This is a genomic window from Limisphaera ngatamarikiensis (genome assembly GCF_011044775.1).
Lineage (GTDB): Bacteria > Verrucomicrobiota > Verrucomicrobiia > Limisphaerales > Limisphaeraceae > Limisphaera > Limisphaera ngatamarikiensis.
This window is the reverse complement of the sequence record NZ_JAAKYA010000052.1, coordinates 1-22,378: the sequence shown is the minus strand read 5'-3', so window position 1 is coordinate 22,378 and position 22,378 is coordinate 1. Positions and strand designations below refer to the sequence as shown.

Genomic DNA, 22,378 nt, shown 5'->3' with positions numbered 1-22,378 from the left:
GCATGGATGTTCCCTATTGCGCTGCGGCTGCCGATCCTTTGCCCCGGAATGGGCCACTCCCCCGCGGGTTGGATCCGGACGAAGCCGTTCGCTGGGAGGGCTTCCTGAGAAACCATCCCTTGGGACAGTACCAGCAGTCGGTGCGGTGGGCCTGGATCAAGGAAGGGGAGGGTTGGAGATCCCGGTTGGTCACCTGGAGTGACTGCAACGGCTCCATGGCCGGGGGATTCCTGCTCCTCATCAAAAACACCAGGTTCGGTCGCGTCGGTTTTGTCAACAAAGGGCCGGTGCTGAAGGAAGAGCACCCCAACTCGATCGGCCTGGCCATGCAGCGCCTGTTGGACACCGCGGCTTCCGAACGGGTTCGGGCCCTGATCGTCCAGCCCCCGGACGAGAGTCGGATTGCCCCTGCCGATTTCCGGAGCCATGGGTTTTGCCGTGCTCCCGTACCGGGGATCATTGACGCAACCCTGATTGCCTCCCTGGAAGGGGGACAGGAAGGTGTGCGCAGCCGGCTCGGTCGCACCGCACGGAGAGAGGCCCGACAGGCGCAGGACCGAGGGGTCCAGACGGTTGAGGGTACGCGAGCGGACCTGCCCGTGTTTTTCGAGCTCATGTGCGTGACGTGCCGCAGGCAGGGTGTGCGACCCAACCCCGCTTCGGTTGAGGCCCTTTACAGACGGTGGGATGCTTTTACACCTGACATCCGCCTTTTCCTGGCAACGGTGAAGGGTGAGGCAGTTGCCGGCCTCCTGGTCCTGCGGTTCGGAGACCGGTGCGTGTTCGAGAAGAAGGGATGGAATGAAAAGTTTCCGGAGGCGCATCCCAACACCCTGTTGAACGTGGAGGCCATGATGCGGGCTGCGGCCTGGGGATGCCGCGTTGTGGACTTTGGCGCCATGGACCGTTCACTGGCGGAGCAAATGCTTGCAGGAAAGGCGGTGGAGACCGAGGTTGCAGCTACGCGTTACGCCTTCAATCTACGGCTGGGAGCTCGCCCCGTATTGCTTCCCGAAGCGCGGGTGTGGATTCCATGGAAGTGGCAACGGCCCTGGCTGGATTGGTTGCTGTCGGTCCCTGCGTTTGCAAGGCGACTGGAACGCTGGGTTGCAGCCTGATGAGGGAAGTCCGACCTGCATTCGAGACCTGCTTTTCAAGCCCTTATGGCCGGCACTACAACGTTACACACCACTGTTTTGGAGGCGTCCGAGCGGGCTTTACACCACTGTCGGTTTCCCCGAATCGCATGTCGGCAGAGTTAACACTTCAAGAATATTCGCAACCTATTGATCTCCAAGTAGATGCGAGATCGAAGATCTGTTTATCGGGTTTTTACCCGAGCCAAAGTGTCGGCGGGCTTTACAGTTTTTAGGTCCAGTTGGTCATGTTCGCATAGGCTCTTCAAATCTTGCAATGTCTAAACTACGTGCAAGTGCTTGATGTATAGGATTTTAGTGATGGTCGCGGCGTCTGTATACGGGTCGCAAAGGTCATGCTGGCACGCAACGTGCTAAAACTATGGTGTAAAGGCAACACGGCGAACAGGAGAAAGGAAGATTGACCATGAAAGCGTTAAGAACGTTGGGTGCGGTTGGATTGGCGGCAGGGATGGTGGCCACGGCTTCGGCCGTGCCTGCGCCTGATGCTACGGGCATAACCGTGGTTCGGACGTCGGGTTATTATGATACCAGCTACGGTGGCGGTGAGTTCACCCTGAAGGGGTCGCCCTGGGCAAATCCGGCACATTACGCCTCTGCGACCTTGGTGGTGGGTGGGTTTCAGACCTTCTGCTTGGAGCGAAACGAGTTCCTCTCAGGCCAGCCCTTCGACGGGTGGTTAAATACCGCGGCAGTTGCCGGTGGTTTGGCCGGTGGGTCTCCGGACCCCATTTCCATCGGCACGGCTTGGCTGTACAAGCAGTTCGCTGAAGGCAACCTCGCTGGGTACGATTACACACCCGGACCCGGCAGGGAGGCATCAGCCCGCGCGCTCCAAGAGGCGATCTGGATGTTGGAAGATGAATTGGCCGTCAACTATGCCAACCCATACATCAGCTTGGTCATCGGCAAGTTTGGGGGGTTGGCCAACGCCAAAGCGGATTACACGAGCGTCAGCGCGAACTACACCGTCCGGGCGATCAACCTCTATAGTGCGGACGGGACCAAGAGGCAGGACATGCTGGTGTATCTGCCGGATGGTGGGATGACGTTGATTCTGATGGGCGGTGGCCTGTTGGGCCTGGCCCTCATCCGCCGGAAGGAATAAGCTAACGCGTCGCAGGTTGCCTTTCGGGTGGCGCTTCGGCAACGAAGCGCCACCTCTTTTCATTGGAGCAGAGCCCCCTCCGGATTTCCCAGGCACCCAAAGCAGTGGGCGCCCTGGTTCACGACCCTCCAAAACGACCGCGAAAACCGGCTGGATCGCGTCCCAAGGTCCCTAAAGCCGGGCGCTAACAATCGAAACCTGGCCAATCCATCTCTTTCCTTCCAATCACCCTTGTGGGGCGCCCTTCGTGGTGAAACAAGCAAGCGGGTGGTACGGTACCCCCCGTGGCATACACCAGCCAATGGGCACGGGGGATTGTGCCCATCCCACGATGGTCTGCTGGGAGGGACGGCGTCCCCGCGGTCCGGAAGAATAACGGGCACAGGGGACTGTGCCCCTCCCCGCGGCGCGTGGCCGCGCAAACCGGGAGGGACGGCGTCCCCGCCGCCCGCAAGAACGCGGGCGCAGAGGAGTGCGCCCCTCCCGGGCGGCGTGCGCCGCCCAATGATCAGGCACGGGGGACCGTGCCCCTCCCCTGTGGAGGTCCATTTGCGGAACGGCTCCGTCAACTGTTCTGTGCCTCTGTCGTTTTTGGGGAGGCTGTGCGCGTCGACAGCAGGTTTCAAGACCCCGACCCGACCATCCCAAAGTGTTAAGTTTTCCAGAACAATGTCGGCCAAGTTTACACGGTGGCAGGTTCCTTAAGGCGCTGGTAATCAGTGACATGCGCATCAGCGGCCGTCTGTACTGTCGGCCAGGTTTACACATCGCCCGTGGGCCAAGATCACGCAATTTGACGCGTTGTATCGTAACTTGCTGCAAATCAGGATATTAAAGATCGCGTGGGACCATGAAGGGATCTTTCTGGTAAGTTGGCACGGCATTCGCTGTGGGCGTTGCGAAACCCGGCGGCGGCTTGGCCCCTTCCCAAGCCGTTGGCGTGGGAGGCGACGCGGCCGTGGCGGGCGCGTCGGGCGGCGTGGGTTCATGGAGCGGAACAGCTGGCCCGCCGGGTCAAACCTAATCTGCGAACGACCATGAAACTGCGAACGCTGACCTGCATGACGTTGTTCGGGCTCTCGAACTGGTTGGGAGCTGTACCCATCTCGATCACCGATCCCGGTGTGCCTTACAGCCAGGACTTCAACTCCCTGGCGGCCTCTGGTACAGGCCACAGCTTACTTCCCGTTGGTTGGTTTATCCACGAAACCGGGTCGAATGCGGACGGACTTTATCGTGCAGGCACGGGCAGCTCAAACATCGGCGATACGTACAGTTTCGGTGAAGCCAACTCAACGGACCGTGCCCTGGGTGGGTTACGGAGTGGCAGTTTGGTCCCAACCTTTGGCGCGCAATTTGTGAACGCCAGCAGCCAGGTCATCACGGCCATGACCATCTCCTATTGGGGTGAGCAGTGGCGGCTGGGTTATGAGGACCGGGTGGACCGATTGCTGTTTTCTTATAGTTTGAATGCGACCTCCCTGGCCGACGGCACTTGGATCCGAGTTCCTGACCTCGACTTTGCCTCGCCGGACGTGTCGGACTCGGGACAGAAGAATGGTAACGATTCGGACCACAGGTATCAGCTCACGTACACGATTACCGGGCTTTTTATCCAGCCGGGCGACGGATGGTGGATCCGCTGGGAGGATTACGATGCCTTTGGCGCTGACGATGGGTTGGCGGTCGATGACCTGGTCATCACCTTTCAGACCTTGGGAGGGCCGACCACGGTTCCCGACGGCGGGTCGGGCTTTGCGTTGATGGTCACGGGCATCCTCGCGACCGTCCTGTGCCGTCCGCGGGCGCGGCAGTTGGTTTAACCCTCGCCGCGCCTACACCGCAGAGGCACAGAGGACACGGAGGAAAAGCACAGAGACATTTTGTGGTGAAGGTGTAGAGGGGAGGGGCGCTGTCGCTGCGCTCGCGGTCTTGCGGACGGCGAGTACGCCGTCCCTCCCAGGGATCCGTTCAGGGAGGGGCACAGTCCCATGTGCCCGTTCGTTGGGCGGCGAACGCCGCCCGGGAGGGGCGCAGTTCCCTGCGCCCGTGTTCTTGCGGACGGCCAGGACGCCGTCCCTCCCGTGCCTTTGGCGGAACACCGCACACCTCTCTGTGTCCTCCGTGTCTCCGTGGTGAAACCAAAGACCTGCGTGTGCCCGCCAATTGTTGCGGACGGCGGGGACGCCGTCCCTCCCAAAAATCCCCTCAGGGAGGGGCACAGTCCCCTGTGCCCGGATTCGAGCGGACCGCGCCCCCGCGGGTGAGGGGTCTGCGCGAGCCGCGCGTCGGAAGCCCGGGTCGCCCGGGGACTGCACAATGAACCGAACGGATCCTCCGTGGCGTCTCTCTGTGTGCTCCGTGTCTCCGTGGTTGGTGCCAAAGAAGTCCGCCAGTTCGGTCTCAGTGCCTTGGAGGTTCCATGGCGTGGCGCCCCCGTGTTGCCGATGGATTCGGCGGAGGCGGACCATCCCGTCGAACGGTTTGCACCGAAGACAGACATGTACGGTGCCGGTACGCTTGCGGCCGTCTGGCATTGCCGTTCAGTCCATCGGCGGCCCTGAACGCATGATGCTCGCGTTCGAACCGCGGATCCACTACATCCGGCTGGTGCGTTCCCGAACATTCGCTCTGCCGAACCACCATGCCCGCGGTATCGCTCGCGCAGCAGTTGGGGTGATGAACGTTGCACGCCCGGGGAGGGTGTGTCGGGTTTTGCAGCATCCCGCACAAGCCCCCCAATTCCCCTGTGTTTGCGTTTCTCGGCATTGTGCGTCCGTTTTTTCGTGGAGTGTTTGTAGCTGGTTTTGACTGCATAGGTCCGTCCCATTGGTCCGGGGTGCCGGGAGGGGGATGACGCAGGTGGCGGGCGGGGCTTGGAGAGACAGAGATGTCCTGTGGGCTTGCCCGCCGTGGATTCCATGTTCCAAGATCTCACCATGCAAATCGCGATTGTTGGTCAGGGATACGTTGGGCTGCCTTTGGCGCTCCAATTCGCACGGTCCGGGGTGAAGGTGCTCGGCTTGGACATTGACTCTGCGAAGGTGGAGGCGCTGAACGCCGGACGCAGCTACATCCATCACATCCCGTCCGAGGCGGTGGCCGAACAACGTGCGGCCGGTCGGTTCGAGGCCAGCACGGATTTTTCGCGGGTCCGGGAGGTGGAGGCGGTGATCATCTGCGTGCCCACGCCGCTGAACAAGAATCGGGAACCGGACATCTCGTACATCTTGAACACGGGCCGTACCATCGCGCCGCATCTGCAGAAAGGCGCGCTGGTGGTTCTGGAATCGACGACCTACCCCGGCACCACGGACACGGATTTGCGCGAGGTGTTGGAGCAGGGGTCGGGCATGAAGGCGGGGGTGGATTTTCACCTGGCCTTCTCCCCGGAGCGGGAGGACCCGGGCAACCCGCAGAGTCGGGTGGCGGAGATCCCCAAGGTGGTGGGGGGACTGACCCCGGCGTGCTTGGAACGTGCCAGCGCCCTGTACCGCAAGGCCATCAAAACCATCGTGCCCGTGTCCTCGTGTCGGGCTGCGGAGGCCACCAAACTCATGGAAAACATCTTCCGCAGCGTGAACATCGCACTGGTGAACGAGCTCAAGGTGGTCTACAGCGCCATGGGTATTGACATTTGGGAGGTGATCGATGCGGCCAAGACGAAGCCGTTCGGCTACATGGCGTTTTATCCCGGGCCCGGCCTGGGCGGGCATTGCATCCCGATCGATCCGTTCTATTTGACCTGGAAGGCGCGGGAATATGGGAAGAACACCCGGTTTATCGAGCTGGCGGGCGAGATCAACACTTCCATGCCGGAGTACGTGGTCCACCGGGTGGCCGACGCGTTGAACGACCGGGGTCGGGCGGTCAAGGGGAGCCGGATCCTCATCCTGGGTCTGGCGTACAAGCCCAACGTGGACGACGACCGCGAATCGCCGAGTTACGTGCTCATGGACATGCTGCACCAACGTGGCGCCATCGTGGAGTATCACGATCCCTACGTGCCGGTCATCAAACCCACCCGGGAACACCCTCATTGGGCGGGGAAACGGTCGGTGCCCTGGGACGAGGCAACGATCCGCAGCTTCGACGTGGTCCTTATTGCCACCAACCATGCGTGTGTGAACTACCGGCAACTGGCCGAGTGGGCGGATTGCATCGTGGATACCCGCAACGCCATGCGGGATTGTCCGACCCGACCGGGCCAGGTGTGGAAGGCCTGATGCACGGCGCCGCCCTGGTGCTTGCTGGTTTCCCATGGCGGCAAGGCGACCCAAAAGACCACGGAGACGCGGAGACACTGGGGACAAACACGGAGTCATTTTGATCCAGGGGCACCGTCCTTGACAACCGACAATGTTGTGTGGGCGAACGCCTACCGGGAGGGGCGCAGTCCTCTGCGCCCGTGTTCTTGCGGACCGCGGGGACGCGGTCCCTCCCAAACAACCATCGTGGTAGGGGCACGGTCCTCCGTGCCCGCTGTTCGTGCGGGCGCTGGGGACGCCGTCGGTCCCGAGGTATTCTTTGAGGAAGAGCCGCCGTTATCTGTGCCGGGATTGCTGCTCACCGCACGAACGCGGTATCTCGCGTGCTGTGCGGGAGGTGGGGCACGACCGTGGTTGTGTGGTGCCCGGTGGACTTCGGTGACGCTGGCGGTTCCATGGTGTGGTTTGAATGGGGCGGCATGTGGCTGAGCGCAACGGGCGAGGAGGTTTTGGACGCTGTGCGTGACACGAGGGTCTTGGCGGAGGCCGGTGGCTCCGGAAAGACACCGGGCCTTGCCCTGCGGAATGCGGATGCCGTCCAGCGAGGATTCATTCGTTCATGGGTCCAGCCATGAGTGATCCCACTTCCACTTCCCTGTTCAGTCGCATTTCCGACACGGCGCGGCTCTGGCGGAATCCGGAGGGCCGACCGGTCGAACGTGCCCTGGTGTGGTTTGCCGTCTACGCCGTGGTGCTGACGTTGGTGTTTTTGCGGCCGTTGTCTGACTATGCGCGATTTGCGTGGCGGACGGAACTGTACTCGCACGTCTTTCTCGTGCCGCTGGTGAGCATTTACCTGATTCGACAGGGCTGGGCGAGTCGACCCGGGCGGGTGCGGGGGTCGCCGGTTCTGGCCATTGTGCCGGCTGTTTTGGGCGGGGTGGCCCTGCGGGCCGGAGGGTGGCTGGGGCAACGGGGCTTGTTGCCGGAGGCGTGTGACCAGCTTCTGTGGCCCGTGCTGGGTTGGTGGTGCTTCCTGTGGGCGGGGTTACTGGCCCTGGTGGGCGCCGGGTTTGTTCGGGCCTATCTGTTACCGGTTTTACTGACGGTGTTTGTGCTGCCGATGCCGTCGGGGCTGCGGGATGCGGTGGAGATTTTCCTTCAACACGCATCCGCGGAGGCTGCCGCATGGATGTTCTGGCTGACGGGAACGACGCTGTATCGAGACGGTTTGATCTTTCAACTGCCGGGCCTGACGATCATGGTGGCCCAGGAATGCAGCGGGGTGCGGTCCACGTATGTGTTGTTCATTGTGAGCTGGGTGGCGGCATACTGGTTCCTGCGTTCGCACGGTTTGCGCGCGGTGTTGGTGGCGTCGGTGATCCCGCTGGCGATCCTTCGCAATGCCTTTCGCATCGTCACCATTTCGTTGCTGACGCTGCATGTGGACCCGCGGGTGATTGATTCGCCCTTGCACAGTCAGGGTGGGCCGATTTTCTTTGCGCTTTCTTTGATTCCGTTCCTGGCGCTGGTATGGGGATTGCGGTGGTGGGAGCAGCGCCGGGCTGGGGCTGGCGGCCCGGCACTGGCCGCGGCCCCGGGCGGCGTGGGCGCCGGTGTGACCAGCGGTATCGGGGCGGGCGACCCACCCCGGGCCGGGGACGGAAAGACAGGAGTCACGTCATGAAGGATCGGAGGATGCAACGAACAGTGTGTGGATGGGCCGCGGCGGCGGTGTGCGCGGCCTTGATGGTGTTGACGGGCTGTTCGCGCGAGGCGCGCGTCCAACGACATCTCAACCGCGCGGAGCGACTCTATCAGGCGGGGGATTACGACCGGGCCGAGATCGAATACCGGAACGCCCTGAAATACGGGGGGACGAACCGGACTGCCGTGGTGCGGCTGGGGTTGATCCTGCACCAGGAGGGTCGGTTGTTGGAGGCCCATTCGGTTCTGCGCATGGCCGCCGAGCTGGATCCGGACAACGCCGATGTACGGGTCGCGTTCGGGCAGTGTCTTCTGGCCCTGGGCAACGTGGGCGGTGCCCGGACGCAGGCGTTGGCGGTCCTGACGCGCGCGCCGGCGAATACCGAAGCGTGGCTGTTGCTGTGGGACGCCACCCTTTCGACGAATCACCTGGCCGAAACGCGACAGTGGCTGGAAAAGCTGGCGGGGTCGGCGGATCGTTGTGCCGGCTATCACCTGGTCTGGAGCGGTGTTCATGCCCGGGAGGGGGACCGCGCGCGGGCGGAGGCTGCGGTGCAGCGGGCCCTGGAGGTGGAACCCAATTCGCCGGCGGCCCACTTTGCCCGGGGGACATGGCTTGCGCGGGCGGACAAGATTCGTGAAGCGGAGGAAGAGTTCAAGAAGGCGGCCGAACTGGGGCCATTGCGGTCGCCGTATCGCCTGCGCTACGCGGAGTTCAAGGCGGCCACGGGGGACCGGACCGGCGCGCGGGCGATCCTGGAAGAGCTGGTGAAAAAAGCGCCCGATTTTTTGCCGGCATGGACCGAACTGGCCAAGCTCGAGCTGGCGGAGCGGAATTGGGATGCGGCGGATCAGGCGCTGCGGCGGGTCCTGGTACGGGATCCGGTGAACCTTCCGGCGTTGTTGTTGCGACCGCAACTGGCGGTGGCCCAGGGCCGCTACACCAATGCCGTGGCGGAGCTGGAGAAGATCCTCAAGCTGATCCCCAATCATCCGCGCGTGCTGTATCAGATGGCCCTGGCGTCGCTGATGGTCAACGACGTGAGCCGGGCCATCACCAGCCTGGAACAATCCCTGGAAGCCGCTCCGGACAATGCCGAGGCGGTGGTATTACTGGCGGAGCTGCGGCTGCGTCGGGGCGATCCCGGCGGGGCCATTCAGCTGCTTGAACCATTCGCCGCCCGGCATCCGGAGGCATGGCAGGCACGCTTGCTCCTGGCCCGGGCTTATCTGGCCCGCAATGAGGTGGACCGGGTGTTGAACGTGTACCGGGCGCTGGCCCGGGATTTCCCGACCAATCCGACGCCATGGTTGTTGACGGGTCTGATCCAGCGGGAACGGGGTCAATTGGACACGGCTCGTCAGGCATTTGAAAACGCCGTGCGGATCCGACCCGGCTACCTTCCGGCGGTGGAACAGTTGGTTCAGCTGGATCTGATCGCCCGGCGTTTCGATGACGCACGGCGCCGTGCGGAGGCCGAATTGGCCCGGCATACCAATTCGCCCCTGCCCTGGATGCTGCTCTACCAGGTGCACCTGTTTCAGACCAATCTTCCGGAGGCGGAACGTGCCCTGTTGAAAGCCGTGGAGGTGGCTCCCGATTACCGGCCCGCCCACGCGGAGTTGGCGCGCATTTACGTGGCCACGGGCCGTCAGAACGAGGCGGTGGATCGCTTGCAGGGGCTGGTCAAGGCCAACCCGAAAGACATCGTCTCACTCATGCAACTGGCGCTGCTGCACACCGCGCTGACCAACTACGCCGAGGCGCGCAAGACCTACGAACGGATCCTGGAGATCCAGCCCCGGTATGGACCGGCCCTGAACAACCTGGCCTGGCTGCTTGCGGAGAATCTCAACGACTTGGACCGTGCGTATCAGTTGGCCCGCCAGGCGGTGGACCTGCAACCCGGCGAACCCGCCAGTGCGGACACCCTGGGTTGGATTCTGTTCCGGCGCGGCGAATATGCCCGGGCCCTGCCGCTGCTCCAGGAGAGCGCCCGGAAGTTGCCGGAAGAGCCGGAGGTCCAGTTTCACCTCGCCATGACGCATTACATGTTGGGTGAGGAGACCGCGGCGCGGGTGGCCTTCCAAACCACCATCCAGTTGCGACCTGACGGGCCCGAGGCCCAGGAGGCGCGGCGTCGGTTGGCGCTGCTGGATCTGCAGGCGCAGTCGGTGGATGACGCCCGGCTGGCCGAGTTGGAGGCCCGTGCGCGGAAAGACCCGCGCGACCCCGTGTTGTGGTCACGGATCGCGGAAGTGTATGCGATCCGCGGGCGCTGGGCACAGGCCGTGGAGGCGGGGCAGAAGGCGCTGGAACTGGTGCCCGACTCGGTTGTCTTCATGACCAAGGTGGCCCGGTGGATGGGTGAAATGCCGGACCGGCTGGATCGTGCCATTGAACTGGCCCGGCGTGCCCGGGATCGTGCCCCGGACGATGCGCAAGCGGCTTACACGCTGGCTCGGTTGGTGTGGCGCAAAGGGGATCAAACCTGGGCTGCCAGCCTGTTGGAAGAGGTCGCGCGCAAGCTGCCGAACGACCCGCGGGTATGGTACGACCTGGCCTGGGCCCGTTACAGTCAGGGGCGGGTGGCCCAGGCACAGCAAGCACTCCAACAGGCTGCGCAACTGCGACCGGATCCCTCCTTGACCCGGCAGATCGAGGAATTTCAGCGTGCGATTGCCTTGGCGGAAAATCCGCCGACCACGCCGGCCGAGGCAAGTCAGTTGCGGCAGTGGGCCGTCTCCAGGACCAACGACGTCCCGGCGTTGGTGGCGTGGGCGGCGTTGGAGGCGCGATCCGGGAACGCGGCGGAAGCGGCGCGGCTTTACGAGGCCGCACGTGCCGTGTTCCCCAACTTCACGCCGGCCCTGCGCGAGCTGGCCATTCTGTACGCCGGACCGCTGAAGCAGCCGGACAAGGCTTACGAGCTGGCGTTGCGAATCCGCGAGAACGATCGAAATGATGCGGCGATTGCGCGGATTGTGGGGGTGCTGGGCCTGCAACGGGGTGACCTGGCCCGGGCGAGTGCGGCCCTGACCGATTATACCCGGCAACGGCCGGATGATGCGGAGGCGTTTTACCAGCTCGGCCTGGTGCAACGTCAGCTAAAACAGCCGGGGCAGGCACGCCAGTCACTGGAGCGGGCACTGGCCCTGGCACCCAACGCGCCGTTTGCCGCCGAAGCGCGGAAGGTTTTGGCTGAATTGAAGTGACTTCTTGCGTCGTGGGAAAGGACCAGCGGACCACCCGGACCGCCGACGTAAAACCATAAAAGCACCGAGCGGGAAAAGAACCTGAGGAACGCAGAGGACACGGAGAAGAATTTGGAGGATGGGTCGCCACCCTCAGCACCCGAGTTCTTGCGGACGGCGGGGACGCCGTCCCTCCCAAAGATCCACTCAGGGAGGGGCACAGTCCCCTGTGCCCGGATTCTTGCGGACCGCGGGGACGCGGTCCCTCCCAAGCGACCATTGTGGGTGAGGCACGGTCCTCCGTGCCCCGTTATTTGGCAGCGCACGCCGCCTTTGGAGGGCCGGCGTCCTCGGCGACTGAAAGCGATGGGCGGGCGAACGCCTCCGGGAGGGGCACAGTCCTTTGCGCCCGTGTTCTTGGGGACGGCGAGGACGCCGTCCCTCCCAGGGATCATTTAGGGAGGGGCACAGTCCCCTGTGCCCGCTATTCTTGCAGACCGCGGGGACGCGGTCACTCCCAGGCGACCATCGTGGGTGCGGCACGGTCTTCCGTGGCCGTTTGTTTGAGGTATCACAGAGAAGGACCTTCGGGCGGTTGAGGTCCGGACCCGGTTTTTAGGGTGTTTTTCTGGGTGAGCGGGCCGCTTTCCCGGCATGGGAAAGCGGCCTTGTTTTTTTATGGGCGCCGGGGCAAGGGCCTGTATGGGCCCGCCCGGGGAGCGGTAGCGCGGCACGTCAAGGGCGAACGTGAAAGCGGCGGGCGGTGCCGGACGAGCTGGCATTGAGGCCGTTTGCGTCTGGTTTAGGTGCCGGGGAGCGGTCGGCGTGGAAGGGGCGGTTCGCGCGAGGGAATGCGCCCTTTTTCAAAGGCTGGTCAGGCTTGAGAACGTACCGGCGAGGTTGGCGGGCAGGGGGTATGAGGGATTGGGGCAATAAAATTGGCTCCAGAGACAGGACTCGAACCTGTAACCCGCCGGTTAACAGCCGGCTGCTCTACCATTGAGCTACTCTGGAACCTCAGTGCGCGGAAAATCTAGCGAAGTCGGGTCCGGACGTCAACGGGGTCTTTGTGGGGGACCGCGTTTTGCTTGGGTCGCGCCCGGCCGTTGCCTAAGCTGCAGTCGTGCACTGGGACAAGGTGAGCGTAATTGGTGTAGGGTTGTTGGGCGGGTCGCTGGGGATGGCGCTTCGGCGCAAAGGGTTGGCCCGTCGGGTGGTGGGTTATGTGCGGCGGCGTCAGGCAGTGGGGGAATGTTGCCGGGCGGGGGCGGTGGACGAGGCGACGCTGGATCTTGGCGAGGCGGTGGCGGGGGCGGATTTGGTGGTGTTGTGTACGCCGCTGGGGCAGATGCTCCCCCTGGCACTGGCGATGCGGGGGGCGTTGAAACGGGGTGCGGTGGTGACGGATGTGGGGAGTGTGAAGGGGCCGGTGGTGAAGGAACTTGAACCGCTGATCCGCCGTGCCGGGGCGGAGTTCATCGGGAGTCATCCCATGGCGGGCAATGAGAGGACGGGCGTGGGGGCGGCGCATCCGGATCTGTTTGAGGGTGCGGTGACGGTGTTGACACCCACGGCGCGCACGAGCGGACGTGCGTTGAGGGAGGCGCGGCGGTTGTGGGCGGCGTTGGGGGCGCGGGTGTTGGAGATGTCTCCGGACCGGCACGACCAATTGGTGAGCCGGTCGAGTCACCTGCCGCATGTGGTGGCGGCTGCGCTGGCGGCCCTGGTGCTGGCGTCGGGGCGGAGGAAGGAGCAGCGGGAACTTTGCGCTTCGGGGTTTCGGGACACGACGCGGGTGGCATCCGGTTCTCCGGAGATGTGGCGGGACATTGCGCTGGCCAACCGCCGGCACCTGGACCGTGCTTTGTGCGAGTTGGTGCGGGAATTGGAGGCGGTGCGTCGGTGGCTCGCCGCCGGGGACGGGAACGCGTTATACAAGTTCTTCCAAGTAGCCAAAGAGCGGCGGGATGCGTGGTGCCGGGGGCGCGGTGCCCTGTCGTCTCCGGAGTGAGGTGGCGTGTGCGGGGCGGGTGATGGCTGCGGGTGATGAACCCGGTTTTGTGTCGGCCGGTGCGCCGCCTGGAGGAATGGGTGCGGATTTTCATGGCATTACCGGAAATCATTGAGATCGAGCCGTTGAGCGGGCCGGTGGTGGCGCGGGTGACCGTGCCCGGATCGAAGAGCTTGACGAACCGGGCGTTGGTGCTGGCTGCGCTGGGGTCGGGCGAGTTTGTGTTGCGGGGTGCGCTGTGGAGCGAGGACACCCAGGTAATGGTGGAGGCGCTGCGGCGGTTGGGGCTGGAGCTCCGGGTGGAGCCGGATCCGGGCGAGCAGGCGAATCGGACGATTCGGGTTCGGGGCTGTGGGGGGCGGGTGCCGGCGGGCGGAAGCAGGTCGGCTCCGTTGGAGTTGTACGTGGGCAATGCGGGGACGGCGGCGCGGTTTTTGGCGGCGCTGGTTGCGCTGGGTCGGGGCTGGTATCGGCTGCATGGGACGCCCCGGATGCACGAGCGGCCACAGGGGGCGTTGTTTGCGGCGTTGCGGCAGTTGGGTTACCGGGTGGAGACGCCGAACGACCGGCTGCCTGCGTTGATCGAGGGGGGCGGGCCGCGGGGGGGTGAATGTGCGGTGGGCATAGGGGAGAGCTCGCAGTTTGCGTCGGCCCTGTTGCTATGTGCGGCGGCGGGGGGATGGTCGGTACACGTATGTGGCGAGGACCCGGAGGAATCGCCCTATGTGGCGATGACGCTCAGGTTGCGGGAGCGGTTTCCTGCCGGGGGAGGCGAGTTTGAGATTGAGCCGGACGCGTCCAGCGGGAGTTATTTTTGGGCGGCCAACGATCCGGCATGGATCTGGCCGATGCTGGATGGGGACCCGGCCGTGTTGGATCCGTCGCGTTGGCCGGTGCAGGTACGGCGCTGGCCGTCGCCGGAGATGCAGGTGGACGCGCGGTTTCCCGGGGTCTGGCAGATGATGTTGGCCGCCGGGCACGCCGGTCGGGATCATTCGCGGTGGATGGAACTGGAGATTTCGCGGGCGCGCGACCTGGGGGATGCGATCATGACGGCCGTGGTGCTGGCGCCGTTGTGCGGGGTGGTGTGCCGGTTCACCGATCTGGGGCGGTTGCGGTTGCAGGAATGCGAGCGGGTGGCGGCCCTGCGCACGGAGCTGACGCGTTGCGGGGCGCGGGTGGAGGAGGTGGGAGACACACTGACGGTGTGGCCCTCGGCCCTGCACGGTGCGGAGATCCGGACCTACCAGGACCATCGCATGGCGATGTGCTTTGCCATTCTGGGATTGAAAGTGCCCGGGATCCGGATTCACAATCCGGCCTGCGTGGCCAAGACATTTCCGAATTTTTTCGGGAAACTGGCTGCGCCGCCTCCGGAGGGCCTGGGCGTGCGGATTCGTGACGCCCGAACCGGTGCGGTTCTTGCCCCGGAGCAGTTAATGGTTGGCGGGGCTGACGAGTGAATGGGCGGGACCTCTTGCCGGTCGGCCGCCCGGGGAACGGGAACCTTGGAATCGCCCATTGTCATTGCCATTGACGGGACCAGCGCCAGCGGCAAGAGCACCAATGCCAGGTTGGTGGCGCGGGCGCTGGGGTATGTGTATGTGGACACCGGCGCGATGTACCGGACGCTGGCCTGGTACTGTTTGAAGCTCGGTGTGGATGTGAAGGATCCCGAGGCGGTGGCGCGCGTGTGCCGCCGGTGGAAGACCGAACTGCGCTGCGTGGACGGGCAGGTGCGGCTGTTGGTGGACGGGTATTATCCCGAGCGGGAGATTCGAACGGCGGAGGTGAGTGCGGCGGTGCCGTATGTGGCGGCGGTGCCGGCGGTGCGGCGCTGGATGAAACGCAAGCAACGCGAGTGCATCCGGTTCGGCAACCTGGTCATGGAAGGGCGCGACATCGGCACCAACGTGTTTCCGGAGACCGAGTTCAAGTATTACCTGGACGCGAGCCTGGAGGAGCGGCATCGGCGTCGAGCCGCCGAGGGCGTGCAGGAGGACCTGGCCGCCCGGGATCAACGGGACAGTCAGCGCAAGGTGGCGCCGCTCATGGTTCCCCTGGGTGCCCGGGTGATCAACACCTCCGGGATGACCCCGGAGCAGACCAGTGCCCTCATCCTGGAGGACATCCGGCAACGGTTGGCGTCCCGTGGGGCCGGCGAATCCACCTCGGCATGAGCGGCGTGAGCCGGATGGAACCGATCTACCGGGTCAGCTGGCGGTTTTGCCGGCTGGTGTTTCGTGTGTATTTCCGATGGCAGGTGGACCATGCAGATCGGGTGCCGGCGGAGGGCGGTGTGATCCTGGCGCCCAATCATGCGAGTTACCTGGACCCGCCCCTGGTGGGGGCGGCGTTAACCCGGCCGGTGTCTTATCTGGCCCGGCGGAGCCTGTTTCGGTTTCCTCCCCTGGGGTGGTTGCTGCGTCAGTATCGGTGCATTCCGGTGGATCGGGACGCTGCTGCGCCGGCCGGGCTGCGGACGTTGTTGGAGCATTTGCACGCCGGCGAGGCGGTGTTGTTGTTTCCGGAGGGGACGCGGAGTCCGGACGGCGGTCTGCGTCCGGCGCAGGTGGGGCTGGGGCTGTTGGTGGTACGGAGCGAGGCTCCGGTGGTGCCGATCCGGATCTTTGGGACCTACGAGGCGATGAGCCGGCATCACCGTTGGCCGCGGCCGCGGCCGGTCCGGGTTGTGTTTGGTGAACCGCTGCGATTCGAGGCGCAGCGACGGGAAGCGCGCGATGCCGACCGCGCCCGGCTCAAGGCGCTGTATCAGGAGATCGCCCGGATCTGGGAGGATGCGGTTCGTCGGTTGGGTCCCAACGGGGTGTAGGATTACTGCGCGGTCGGGCGGTGGGATCTCCGTGACTGACGCGGAGTGTCAGGGATTCGGGGACCGGGGTGGCACGTTCGGGTCTGGTTCCACGACCCGTGTGCCCGGTCGTTTATCCGGTTGAAGTTGCCATGGCGGGTCGAATGGGCCCGCTGCGATGCCGGGTTGTGTTCCGGGGGTGGTGATGTTCTGGCGTCGAGGACGGGGGCCCGAAGCGGCGGCTTTTTGACAGGTTGAGACGTTCCGGGCAGACTGGTATGGGCGCCATGAACGTTTGGGAGGCATATGAGGAGCTGAAGAGTTCGTTGGGGCCGGAGGCATCCCAAAAGGTGGCGATGGTGCTGGATGCTCTCATCCAAGAGCACGTGCGCACCAGCGTGCGGGAGGCCCTCGACCCCGTGCAGCGGACTTTGCAGCAACTGGCCGAGGAACAGGTCCGCACCGAACGGCTGTTCCAGCAGGTGGACCAACAATTGGCTGAGCTTGGCGTGGCCCAGAACCGCACCGAGGCTCTTGTGCGGGAGGTGGTGGAAGCGCAGAAACGGACGGACGCGCGGTTCGAAGAACTGGCCGGGGCACAGAGACAAACAGAGGCTTTGTTCCGGGAGCTGGCCGAAGCACAGAGACAAACGGAGGCTCGGTTCCGAGAGCTGGCTGAGGCGCGGAGAGAAACGGCGGCTCGATTCCGGGAGCTGGCCGAGGCGCAGAAGCGAACTGAGGTGCGGTTGGAAGAGTTGGCCGGGGCACAGAAGCGGACGGAGGCTCGTTTGGAGGAACTCACGGTGCGTGTGGGTGAGTTGGCCGAGGCGCAAAAGCGCACGGAAGCGCGGCTCGAAACCCTGGCCTTGCGCGTCGACGAACTGGCGGAAGCACAAAAACGCACCGAGACACGCGTGGAAGAACTTGCCGAGGCCCAAAGGCGAACGGAGATGCGGTTGGGAGAACTGGCCGAGGCACAAAAACGCACAGAAGTGCGGTTGGAGGAGTTGGCTGAAGCGCAGAAGCGAACTGAGGTGCGGTTGGAAGAGCTGGCCGACGCACAGAAACGCACGGAAGTGCGGTTGGGAGAACTGGCCGAGGCACAGAAACGGACAGAGGTGCGGTTGGAAGAGTTGGCGGAGGCGCAGAAACGCACGGAAGTGCGGTTGGAAGAGTTGGCCGAAGCGCAGAAGCGAACTGAGGTGCGGTTGGAGGAGTTGGCCGAGGCGCAGAAAAGCACAGAAGTGCGGTTGGAGGAGTTGGCTGAGGCGCAAAGGCACACGGAAGCCCGATTGGACGAGACCAACCGCCAGTTGGGGGGCCTTGCCATGACCCTGGGATACACCTTGGAAAACAGGGCGTATCAGGCGCTGCCCCCACTGTTGGAGCGCGAGCACGGTGTGCGGCTGGTGGAAAGACTGCGTCGGGGTTTCCTTACCGACGTGGAGGGCTCCGCGTTGGAGGTCAACATTCTGGGTCGGGCGGAGCGTGGCGGTCAGCCGATCTGGGTGGTTGGGGAGTGCAAGGCACAGTTGTCCTGCAATGACGTGGACCGTTTTTTGCGCCGGCGGGTGAAACGGTTGGAGCCGGTTTTGGGTCGCGTTTTTCCCGTGATGGTGGCGCACATGATCAGCGCCCCTGAGGTGCTTGACTACGCCCGGGGCGAGGGTGTGGCGGTTTATTTGTCGTTCCAGTTCGAGGGTTGAAACTCCGAGCGACGGGGTGGGACAGGTTGTCTGACGTCTGGTTTCGCCGGGGTGGAAGGTAGCGGCCCGCTTTAGGAACACCGCAGCTTCGGCATGGTGGGCCGACCAGCACGCCGGCGTTATGGAACGGATTTGAGCGCCGGTTTGCCGCGCCGGCCCTATCGCGAGGCGTTTGCCCGGTCATTGCGGAAACCGGGCAGTGTCGCCGGCTCCACCCGGGACGGGTGCCCCGCGGACTTACGCGCGCCATCGTCCCCACCAGGCGTCGAAGGTTTCCGCCGGGCGAATCTCGCGGACGGTGCGGCCGTCGTGCCACAGCACGGGGGCAAACCCGTGGGAGAATCGGGTCTCCCAGGACAGGTTGTAGGCGCCGGCGTCGAGCCAGACCAGGAAATCGCCAGGGCGGATGTTCTCCGGCAGAGGGCTTTCGGCCAGGACATCGAAAGTCATGCAGGTGGGGCCGGTGATCACGGTTGAGACGGCCCGACCCCGCCGGGCGGGATGGCTCAGGACGGTATGGGTTTCCCAGGCGCTGATCATGGCATGAAGAGTCCGGCCACCGTCACAAATCACGTAACGAATGCGGCCGCGCGGTTTGACATCCAGTACCCGGACCACCAGCGCTCCGGCAGGGGCGCAGAACCACCGGCCGTTCTCCAGCCAGTATTCCTTCAGGGCGGGAAACTCTGCGCGGGCACGCTGGAGGATGCGGGCAAATTCGGTGAGAGAAAAACGATGCGCGACGTGCCGGCCGGTGAGGTCTTTCACATGATCCGTTGGCCAACCGCCGCCACAGTCCACAAACCGCGGGAACCATTGCAGCTGCCGGCAAACGGCGGCTGCCCCGGTCAGGGCGGCAGCGTAGAGGTTGGCCGACTCAATCTGGGTGCCGAGATGGAAATGGAGGATTTCGGGTTCAAGTCCTGCCCGTCGGAGCCTTTGAAGGGCTGTTTTCAGCTCGGGCACGGTCATCCCAAACTGGCCGGGTCGGTCCCGGGCGTTCGACCGGGCCATGACCGTTGGTGTCAGGCGAAGGCCCACCCGCCAGCGTTGTTGCCGGGCCCGCCGGACCAATGCGGCCACTTCATGGAGGGAGTCAAAGTTGACGTTCAGTCCGGAGTGGGGGAACGAGTCGAGCCAGTGGTGTTTGGCCGGGCCGTTGACGAGGATGGAATCGGGTGGGAACCCCGCGGCAAGTGCGGCTTGCAGTTCGAACTCGCTGACCACCTCGATGGGACGGCCCTGGTCGCGCCACCATTGCCAGAGAGTCGGCAGTGGGAGCGTTTTGGCGGACCACCAATGTCGGACCGGCAGGCCGGTCAGGGCCCGGTCTGCCGCCTCGCACCGGGCCTGAAAGGGTAGCAGCGAGAACAGGTGGAACGGGGTGGCAAACCGCTTTGTCAATGGCACCACCAGGCGGAGCCAGAAGTGCCGGCGCCACTTCGATTCGGCGGACGAACCCGCCGGAATCCGGCGGCGTGCGGTGGAGCGGGACGGGTCAACCTGGTTCATGGCCGTGGCAGGGCCAGGAGGTAATCGCGGAACAGGTCGTATCGCGGCTCGAGCGAATCGTAGGACTCGGGCAGGTGATCCAGTGCTTTCAAGCTGTCGGGTTCTTCCGGCTGGAACCCGAGCAGGCGTTCGATTTCCTCCGGGAACTTGGCCGGGTGCGCCGTTTCCAAGAGCACGGCGGGGGCGGCGGGCGGCTGCGTGGTGTGCAGGTAGTGTTGGTAACCGCGCCAGGCTACGGCGCCGTGGGGTTCGAGCAGGAGCTGGTGGCGTTCCCAGGCTTCGCGGATGGCGGTCCGGGTCTCCTCATCGGACACCGAAACACTGAACAGGTCCCGGCGCATGGCGTCGAGGTCGGGTTGCTCCCGAATGCGCCCGGATTCGTCCATCCAGCCTCCGTAGACTGCCACCAGCCGCGCCAGGTTGCTCGGGTGCCCCACGTTCATGGCATTGGAGAGGCAGGCACGGGAGGGTACGACCTTTTCATAGCGACCGGTGGCGAGGTAGCGCGGGAACTCGTCATTGGCGTTGACGGGAACGATGAGCCTTCGGACCGGCAATCCCATGCGACGGGCGATGACCGCGCCCATCATGTTACCGAAATTGCCGCTGGGAACGACCACGTCCACCGGTTCGTCCGGGTCGGCCACCCGCGACGCTGCGTAGAAGTAGTACACGGTCTGGGGCAACAACCGCCCGATGTTGATGGAATTGGCCGAGGAGAGGTTCAGCCCGGCCAGGGCCGGGTCGGCGAAAGCCTGTTTCACAAGCGCCTGACAATCGTCAAACTTCCCCTCGAGGGCCACGCACCGGATGTTGTCGCCCAGGGTGGTCATTTGCCGGCGCTGGCGGTTGCTGACCTCATGGCGCGGGAACAGCACCACCACCCGGATGCCGGGCACCCGATGAAATGCGCTGGCGACGGCGGATCCGGTGTCGCCGCTGGTGGCGGTCAGGATGGTCAAAGGGCGACCGTCCTGAGCGACCAGGCGGGCCAGCACGCGCGCCATCCATCGGGCGGCGAAGTCTTTGAAGGAGGCCGTGGGACCCCGGTCCAGCCGGAGGATCCAGACGCGGTTCATGCCCTGGACGGGTTCCAGGGGCACGGGAAAGTCGTAAGCCTGTCGGCAGAGGGTTTCCAATTCATCCCGGGTCAGGAGCCCCTCGGTGTAGGGTGCCAGCACCTCGGCGGCGATGGCGGCGTAGGGCAGGCTGGTGAAGTGGCGGCGGACCTGGTGGTCCACGACCGGAAAGCGTTCGGGCAGGTAGAGGCCCCGATCGGGTGCCTGTCCACGCAGCAGGGCCTCCCGCAAGTCCACCGGCGGAGAGGCTCGATTGGTGCTGTGGTAGCGAATCATTGCGGTCGGGAGATCGTTCAGCTCAGGGATTCCACGCGGAACCGGACCGGGGGCGCCTTGACCACCGGCAACCGGCCGATGCGGGCCAGCGCCTTGCGCACGGCTCCATCCGGCGCCTCATGCAGCATCAGAATCAGCGGGACCACTTCGCCGGTATGGCCCTCCGGTTGGATCACCGAGGCAATGCCGATTTTTGCCTGACCAAACACGGCCGCGATGCGGGCCAGGACACCGGGCCGGTCCACCACGCTCAGCCGTACGAAGGATCGGGTGACGATCTCGTCCATGGGGACCACGCGGATTCTGCCGGGTACTTCCACGAAGGCAGGTCGCCGCCGGCGTGTGCCGAGGCGAACGTCCAATGCGGCGTCCGCAAGATCACTGAGCACGGCGCTGGCCGTGGCGTCCTTGCCGGCGCCCTGGCCGTAAAAGAGGGTGTCGCCCACCACGTCACCCCGGACGAACACCGCGTTGAACACTCCTTGCACGCCCGCCAGCACGTGTGCCGACGGGATCAACGCCGGATAAACGGAGACTTGCACCTCTGTTGGGTCCTCGTCTGACTCCGGAGCGTTCAACTGTTTCACGATGCCGAGCAGCTTGATCGTGTAACCCAACTGGGCGGCAAATTCGAGGTCCAGCGGTGTGACCGAACGGATGCCTTCCACGTTGATCCTGGAGGCGGGGATCCATGTGCCGTGGGCCAGGGAGGCGAGGATGCCGGTCTTGTGCTGGGCATCGTGGCCGTCAATGTCGAGGTCCGGGGGCGTTTCGGCGTAGCCCTGGCGCTGGGCTTCGGCCAACACGGTCGGGAAATCGGCCCGATCCCGCGCCATGCGGGTGAGGATGTAGTTGCACGTGCCATTGACGATGCCGTAGAGGGCCCGGATGCGGTTGCCCACGAATCCCTCTCGAAGGGCCTTGATGATGGGGATGCCGCCGCAGACGCTGGCCTCGTAGTAGAGGTTGGTGCCGTGCCGTTCCGCCTCTCGGAACAACTCCGGGCCGTGCGCGGACAGCAGGGCTTTGTTGGCCGTGATGACCGGTTTGCCCAGACGAAGGGCCGTCAGGACGATGGTCCGCGCCACGGTTGTGCCGCCCACCAGCTCCGTGACCAGGTGCACTTCCGGGTCCTCGACCACGGCCCGCCAGTCCGTGGTGAGGAACCGGTGCGGGATCGGGTACGGCCGCGGTTCGTCCACGGCTTTGACGGCCACTTTCCGGACTTGAATGCGGACACCGATGCGGCGGGCCAGGACCTCTCCATTTTGTTGCAGGGCGTGAAACACCCCGCTGCCCACCGTTCCGCCTCCCACCATGCCGAGATTCAACACGTCCATAACAGCCGCCCAAGTTGCCGGGAAGCCCTGCAACGGACAATCCCTTTTGCCCATGTTGACGGGCGCCCCTGAATCCTTAGCCAGCCGTTGGGGCGGGGTGCCAAAGGGTGTTTTCGAATCGGAGGAGTCTCTAAACGAGATCTGGGAGGGCTCCGGGGCTCATCGGGGAGGGGTCGTCCGGGCTCCGGAAGGGCTGCAGGGCCGTGCCAGGGTGGTCTTTTTCCCAGATGCGGGCATGCTCCGCCCTGGCCGCCAGGGGCGGTCGGC

The 22,378-nt window shown here is 64.6% G+C and carries 14 protein-coding genes and 1 tRNA gene; 11 read left to right on the top strand and 4 right to left on the bottom strand.

Translation table 11 applies throughout. The features are described from left to right. The first annotated feature begins 2 nt into the window (after nucleotides 1-2). The 6 genes from G4L39_RS07480 to G4L39_RS07455 all read left to right on the top strand — a co-directional run bounded on the left by G4L39_RS07480 (nucleotide 3) and on the right by G4L39_RS07455 (nucleotide 11,396). A complete protein-coding gene (locus G4L39_RS07480; RefSeq protein ID WP_165107146.1) occupies nucleotides 3-1,118 on the top strand; it encodes a lipid II:glycine glycyltransferase FemX in 1,116 nt (371 codons plus the stop codon). 445 nt (nucleotides 1,119-1,563) lie between these two features. Further along, on the top strand, nucleotides 1,564-2,265 hold the full coding sequence (locus tag G4L39_RS07475; RefSeq protein ID WP_165107138.1) for a hypothetical protein: 702 nt from the start codon (nucleotides 1,564-1,566) through the stop codon (nucleotides 2,263-2,265). Nucleotides 2,266-3,302: 1,037 nt separating this feature from the next. Next, the gene (locus G4L39_RS07470) at nucleotides 3,303-4,088 is read left to right on the top strand and encodes a PEP-CTERM sorting domain-containing protein (protein ID WP_165107136.1); all 786 of its coding nucleotides are present in this window, start codon (nucleotides 3,303-3,305) and stop codon (nucleotides 4,086-4,088) included. Nucleotides 4,089-5,204: 1,116 nt separating this feature from the next. Next, nucleotides 5,205-6,491 (top strand): nucleotide sugar dehydrogenase, encoded by a 1,287-nt coding sequence (locus tag G4L39_RS07465; RefSeq protein WP_165107134.1) that lies wholly within the window; start codon nucleotides 5,205-5,207, stop codon nucleotides 6,489-6,491. 613 nt (nucleotides 6,492-7,104) lie between these two features. Then, a complete protein-coding gene (locus G4L39_RS07460) occupies nucleotides 7,105-8,160 on the top strand; it encodes an exosortase/archaeosortase family protein (RefSeq protein ID WP_165107133.1) in 1,056 nt (351 codons plus the stop codon). An 11-nt stretch (nucleotides 8,161-8,171) separates the two neighbouring features. Next, the gene (locus G4L39_RS07455) at nucleotides 8,172-11,396 is read left to right on the top strand and encodes a tetratricopeptide repeat protein (protein WP_165107131.1); all 3,225 of its coding nucleotides are present in this window, start codon (nucleotides 8,172-8,174) and stop codon (nucleotides 11,394-11,396) included. Nucleotides 11,397-12,314: 918 nt separating this feature from the next. Here G4L39_RS07455 and G4L39_RS07450 read toward each other — a convergent pair. Continuing rightward, nucleotides 12,315-12,389, bottom strand: a tRNA-Asn gene (locus G4L39_RS07450). 109 nt (nucleotides 12,390-12,498) lie between these two features. On the opposite strand from G4L39_RS07450, the gene G4L39_RS07445 reads away from it, so the two are divergent. The 5 genes from G4L39_RS07445 to G4L39_RS07425 all read left to right on the top strand — a co-directional run bounded on the left by G4L39_RS07445 (nucleotide 12,499) and on the right by G4L39_RS07425 (nucleotide 17,904). After that, nucleotides 12,499-13,386: a prephenate dehydrogenase/arogenate dehydrogenase family protein gene (locus G4L39_RS07445; RefSeq protein WP_205880856.1), complete on the top strand. Its 888-nt coding sequence runs from the start codon at nucleotides 12,499-12,501 to the stop codon at nucleotides 13,384-13,386. A 35-nt stretch (nucleotides 13,387-13,421) separates the two neighbouring features. Then, nucleotides 13,422-14,849, top strand: a complete 1,428-nt coding sequence (locus G4L39_RS07440; protein ID WP_165107128.1) for a 3-phosphoshikimate 1-carboxyvinyltransferase — start codon at nucleotides 13,422-13,424, stop codon at nucleotides 14,847-14,849. A gap of 45 nt (nucleotides 14,850-14,894) precedes the next feature. Beyond that, a complete protein-coding gene (gene cmk / locus G4L39_RS07435; RefSeq protein WP_165107126.1) occupies nucleotides 14,895-15,566 on the top strand; it encodes a (d)CMP kinase in 672 nt (223 codons plus the stop codon). Next, on the top strand, nucleotides 15,563-16,219 hold the full coding sequence (locus tag G4L39_RS07430; RefSeq protein WP_165107124.1) for a lysophospholipid acyltransferase family protein: 657 nt from the start codon (nucleotides 15,563-15,565) through the stop codon (nucleotides 16,217-16,219). The genes cmk and G4L39_RS07430 overlap by 4 nt, the downstream gene beginning before the upstream one ends. A gap of 266 nt (nucleotides 16,220-16,485) precedes the next feature. Next, the gene (locus tag G4L39_RS07425; protein ID WP_165107122.1) at nucleotides 16,486-17,904 is read left to right on the top strand and encodes a coiled-coil domain-containing protein; all 1,419 of its coding nucleotides are present in this window, start codon (nucleotides 16,486-16,488) and stop codon (nucleotides 17,902-17,904) included. A 237-nt stretch (nucleotides 17,905-18,141) separates the two neighbouring features. On the opposite strand, the gene G4L39_RS07420 is transcribed toward G4L39_RS07425, so the two are convergent. From G4L39_RS07420 to G4L39_RS07410, 3 genes are read right to left on the bottom strand one after another with little or no spacing between them, the layout of a single operon-like run. Next, nucleotides 18,142-19,416 (bottom strand): diaminopimelate decarboxylase family protein, encoded by a 1,275-nt coding sequence (locus G4L39_RS07420; protein WP_165107120.1) that lies wholly within the window; start codon nucleotides 19,414-19,416, stop codon nucleotides 18,142-18,144. Next, nucleotides 19,413-20,771: a threonine synthase gene (gene thrC / locus G4L39_RS07415; protein ID WP_165107119.1), complete on the bottom strand. Its 1,359-nt coding sequence runs from the start codon at nucleotides 20,769-20,771 to the stop codon at nucleotides 19,413-19,415. The genes G4L39_RS07420 and thrC overlap by 4 nt, the downstream gene beginning before the upstream one ends. Nucleotides 20,772-20,788: 17 nt before the next feature. Beyond that, a complete protein-coding gene (locus tag G4L39_RS07410; RefSeq protein WP_165107117.1) occupies nucleotides 20,789-22,111 on the bottom strand; it encodes a homoserine dehydrogenase in 1,323 nt (440 codons plus the stop codon). Nucleotides 22,112-22,378 lie beyond the last annotated feature (267 nt).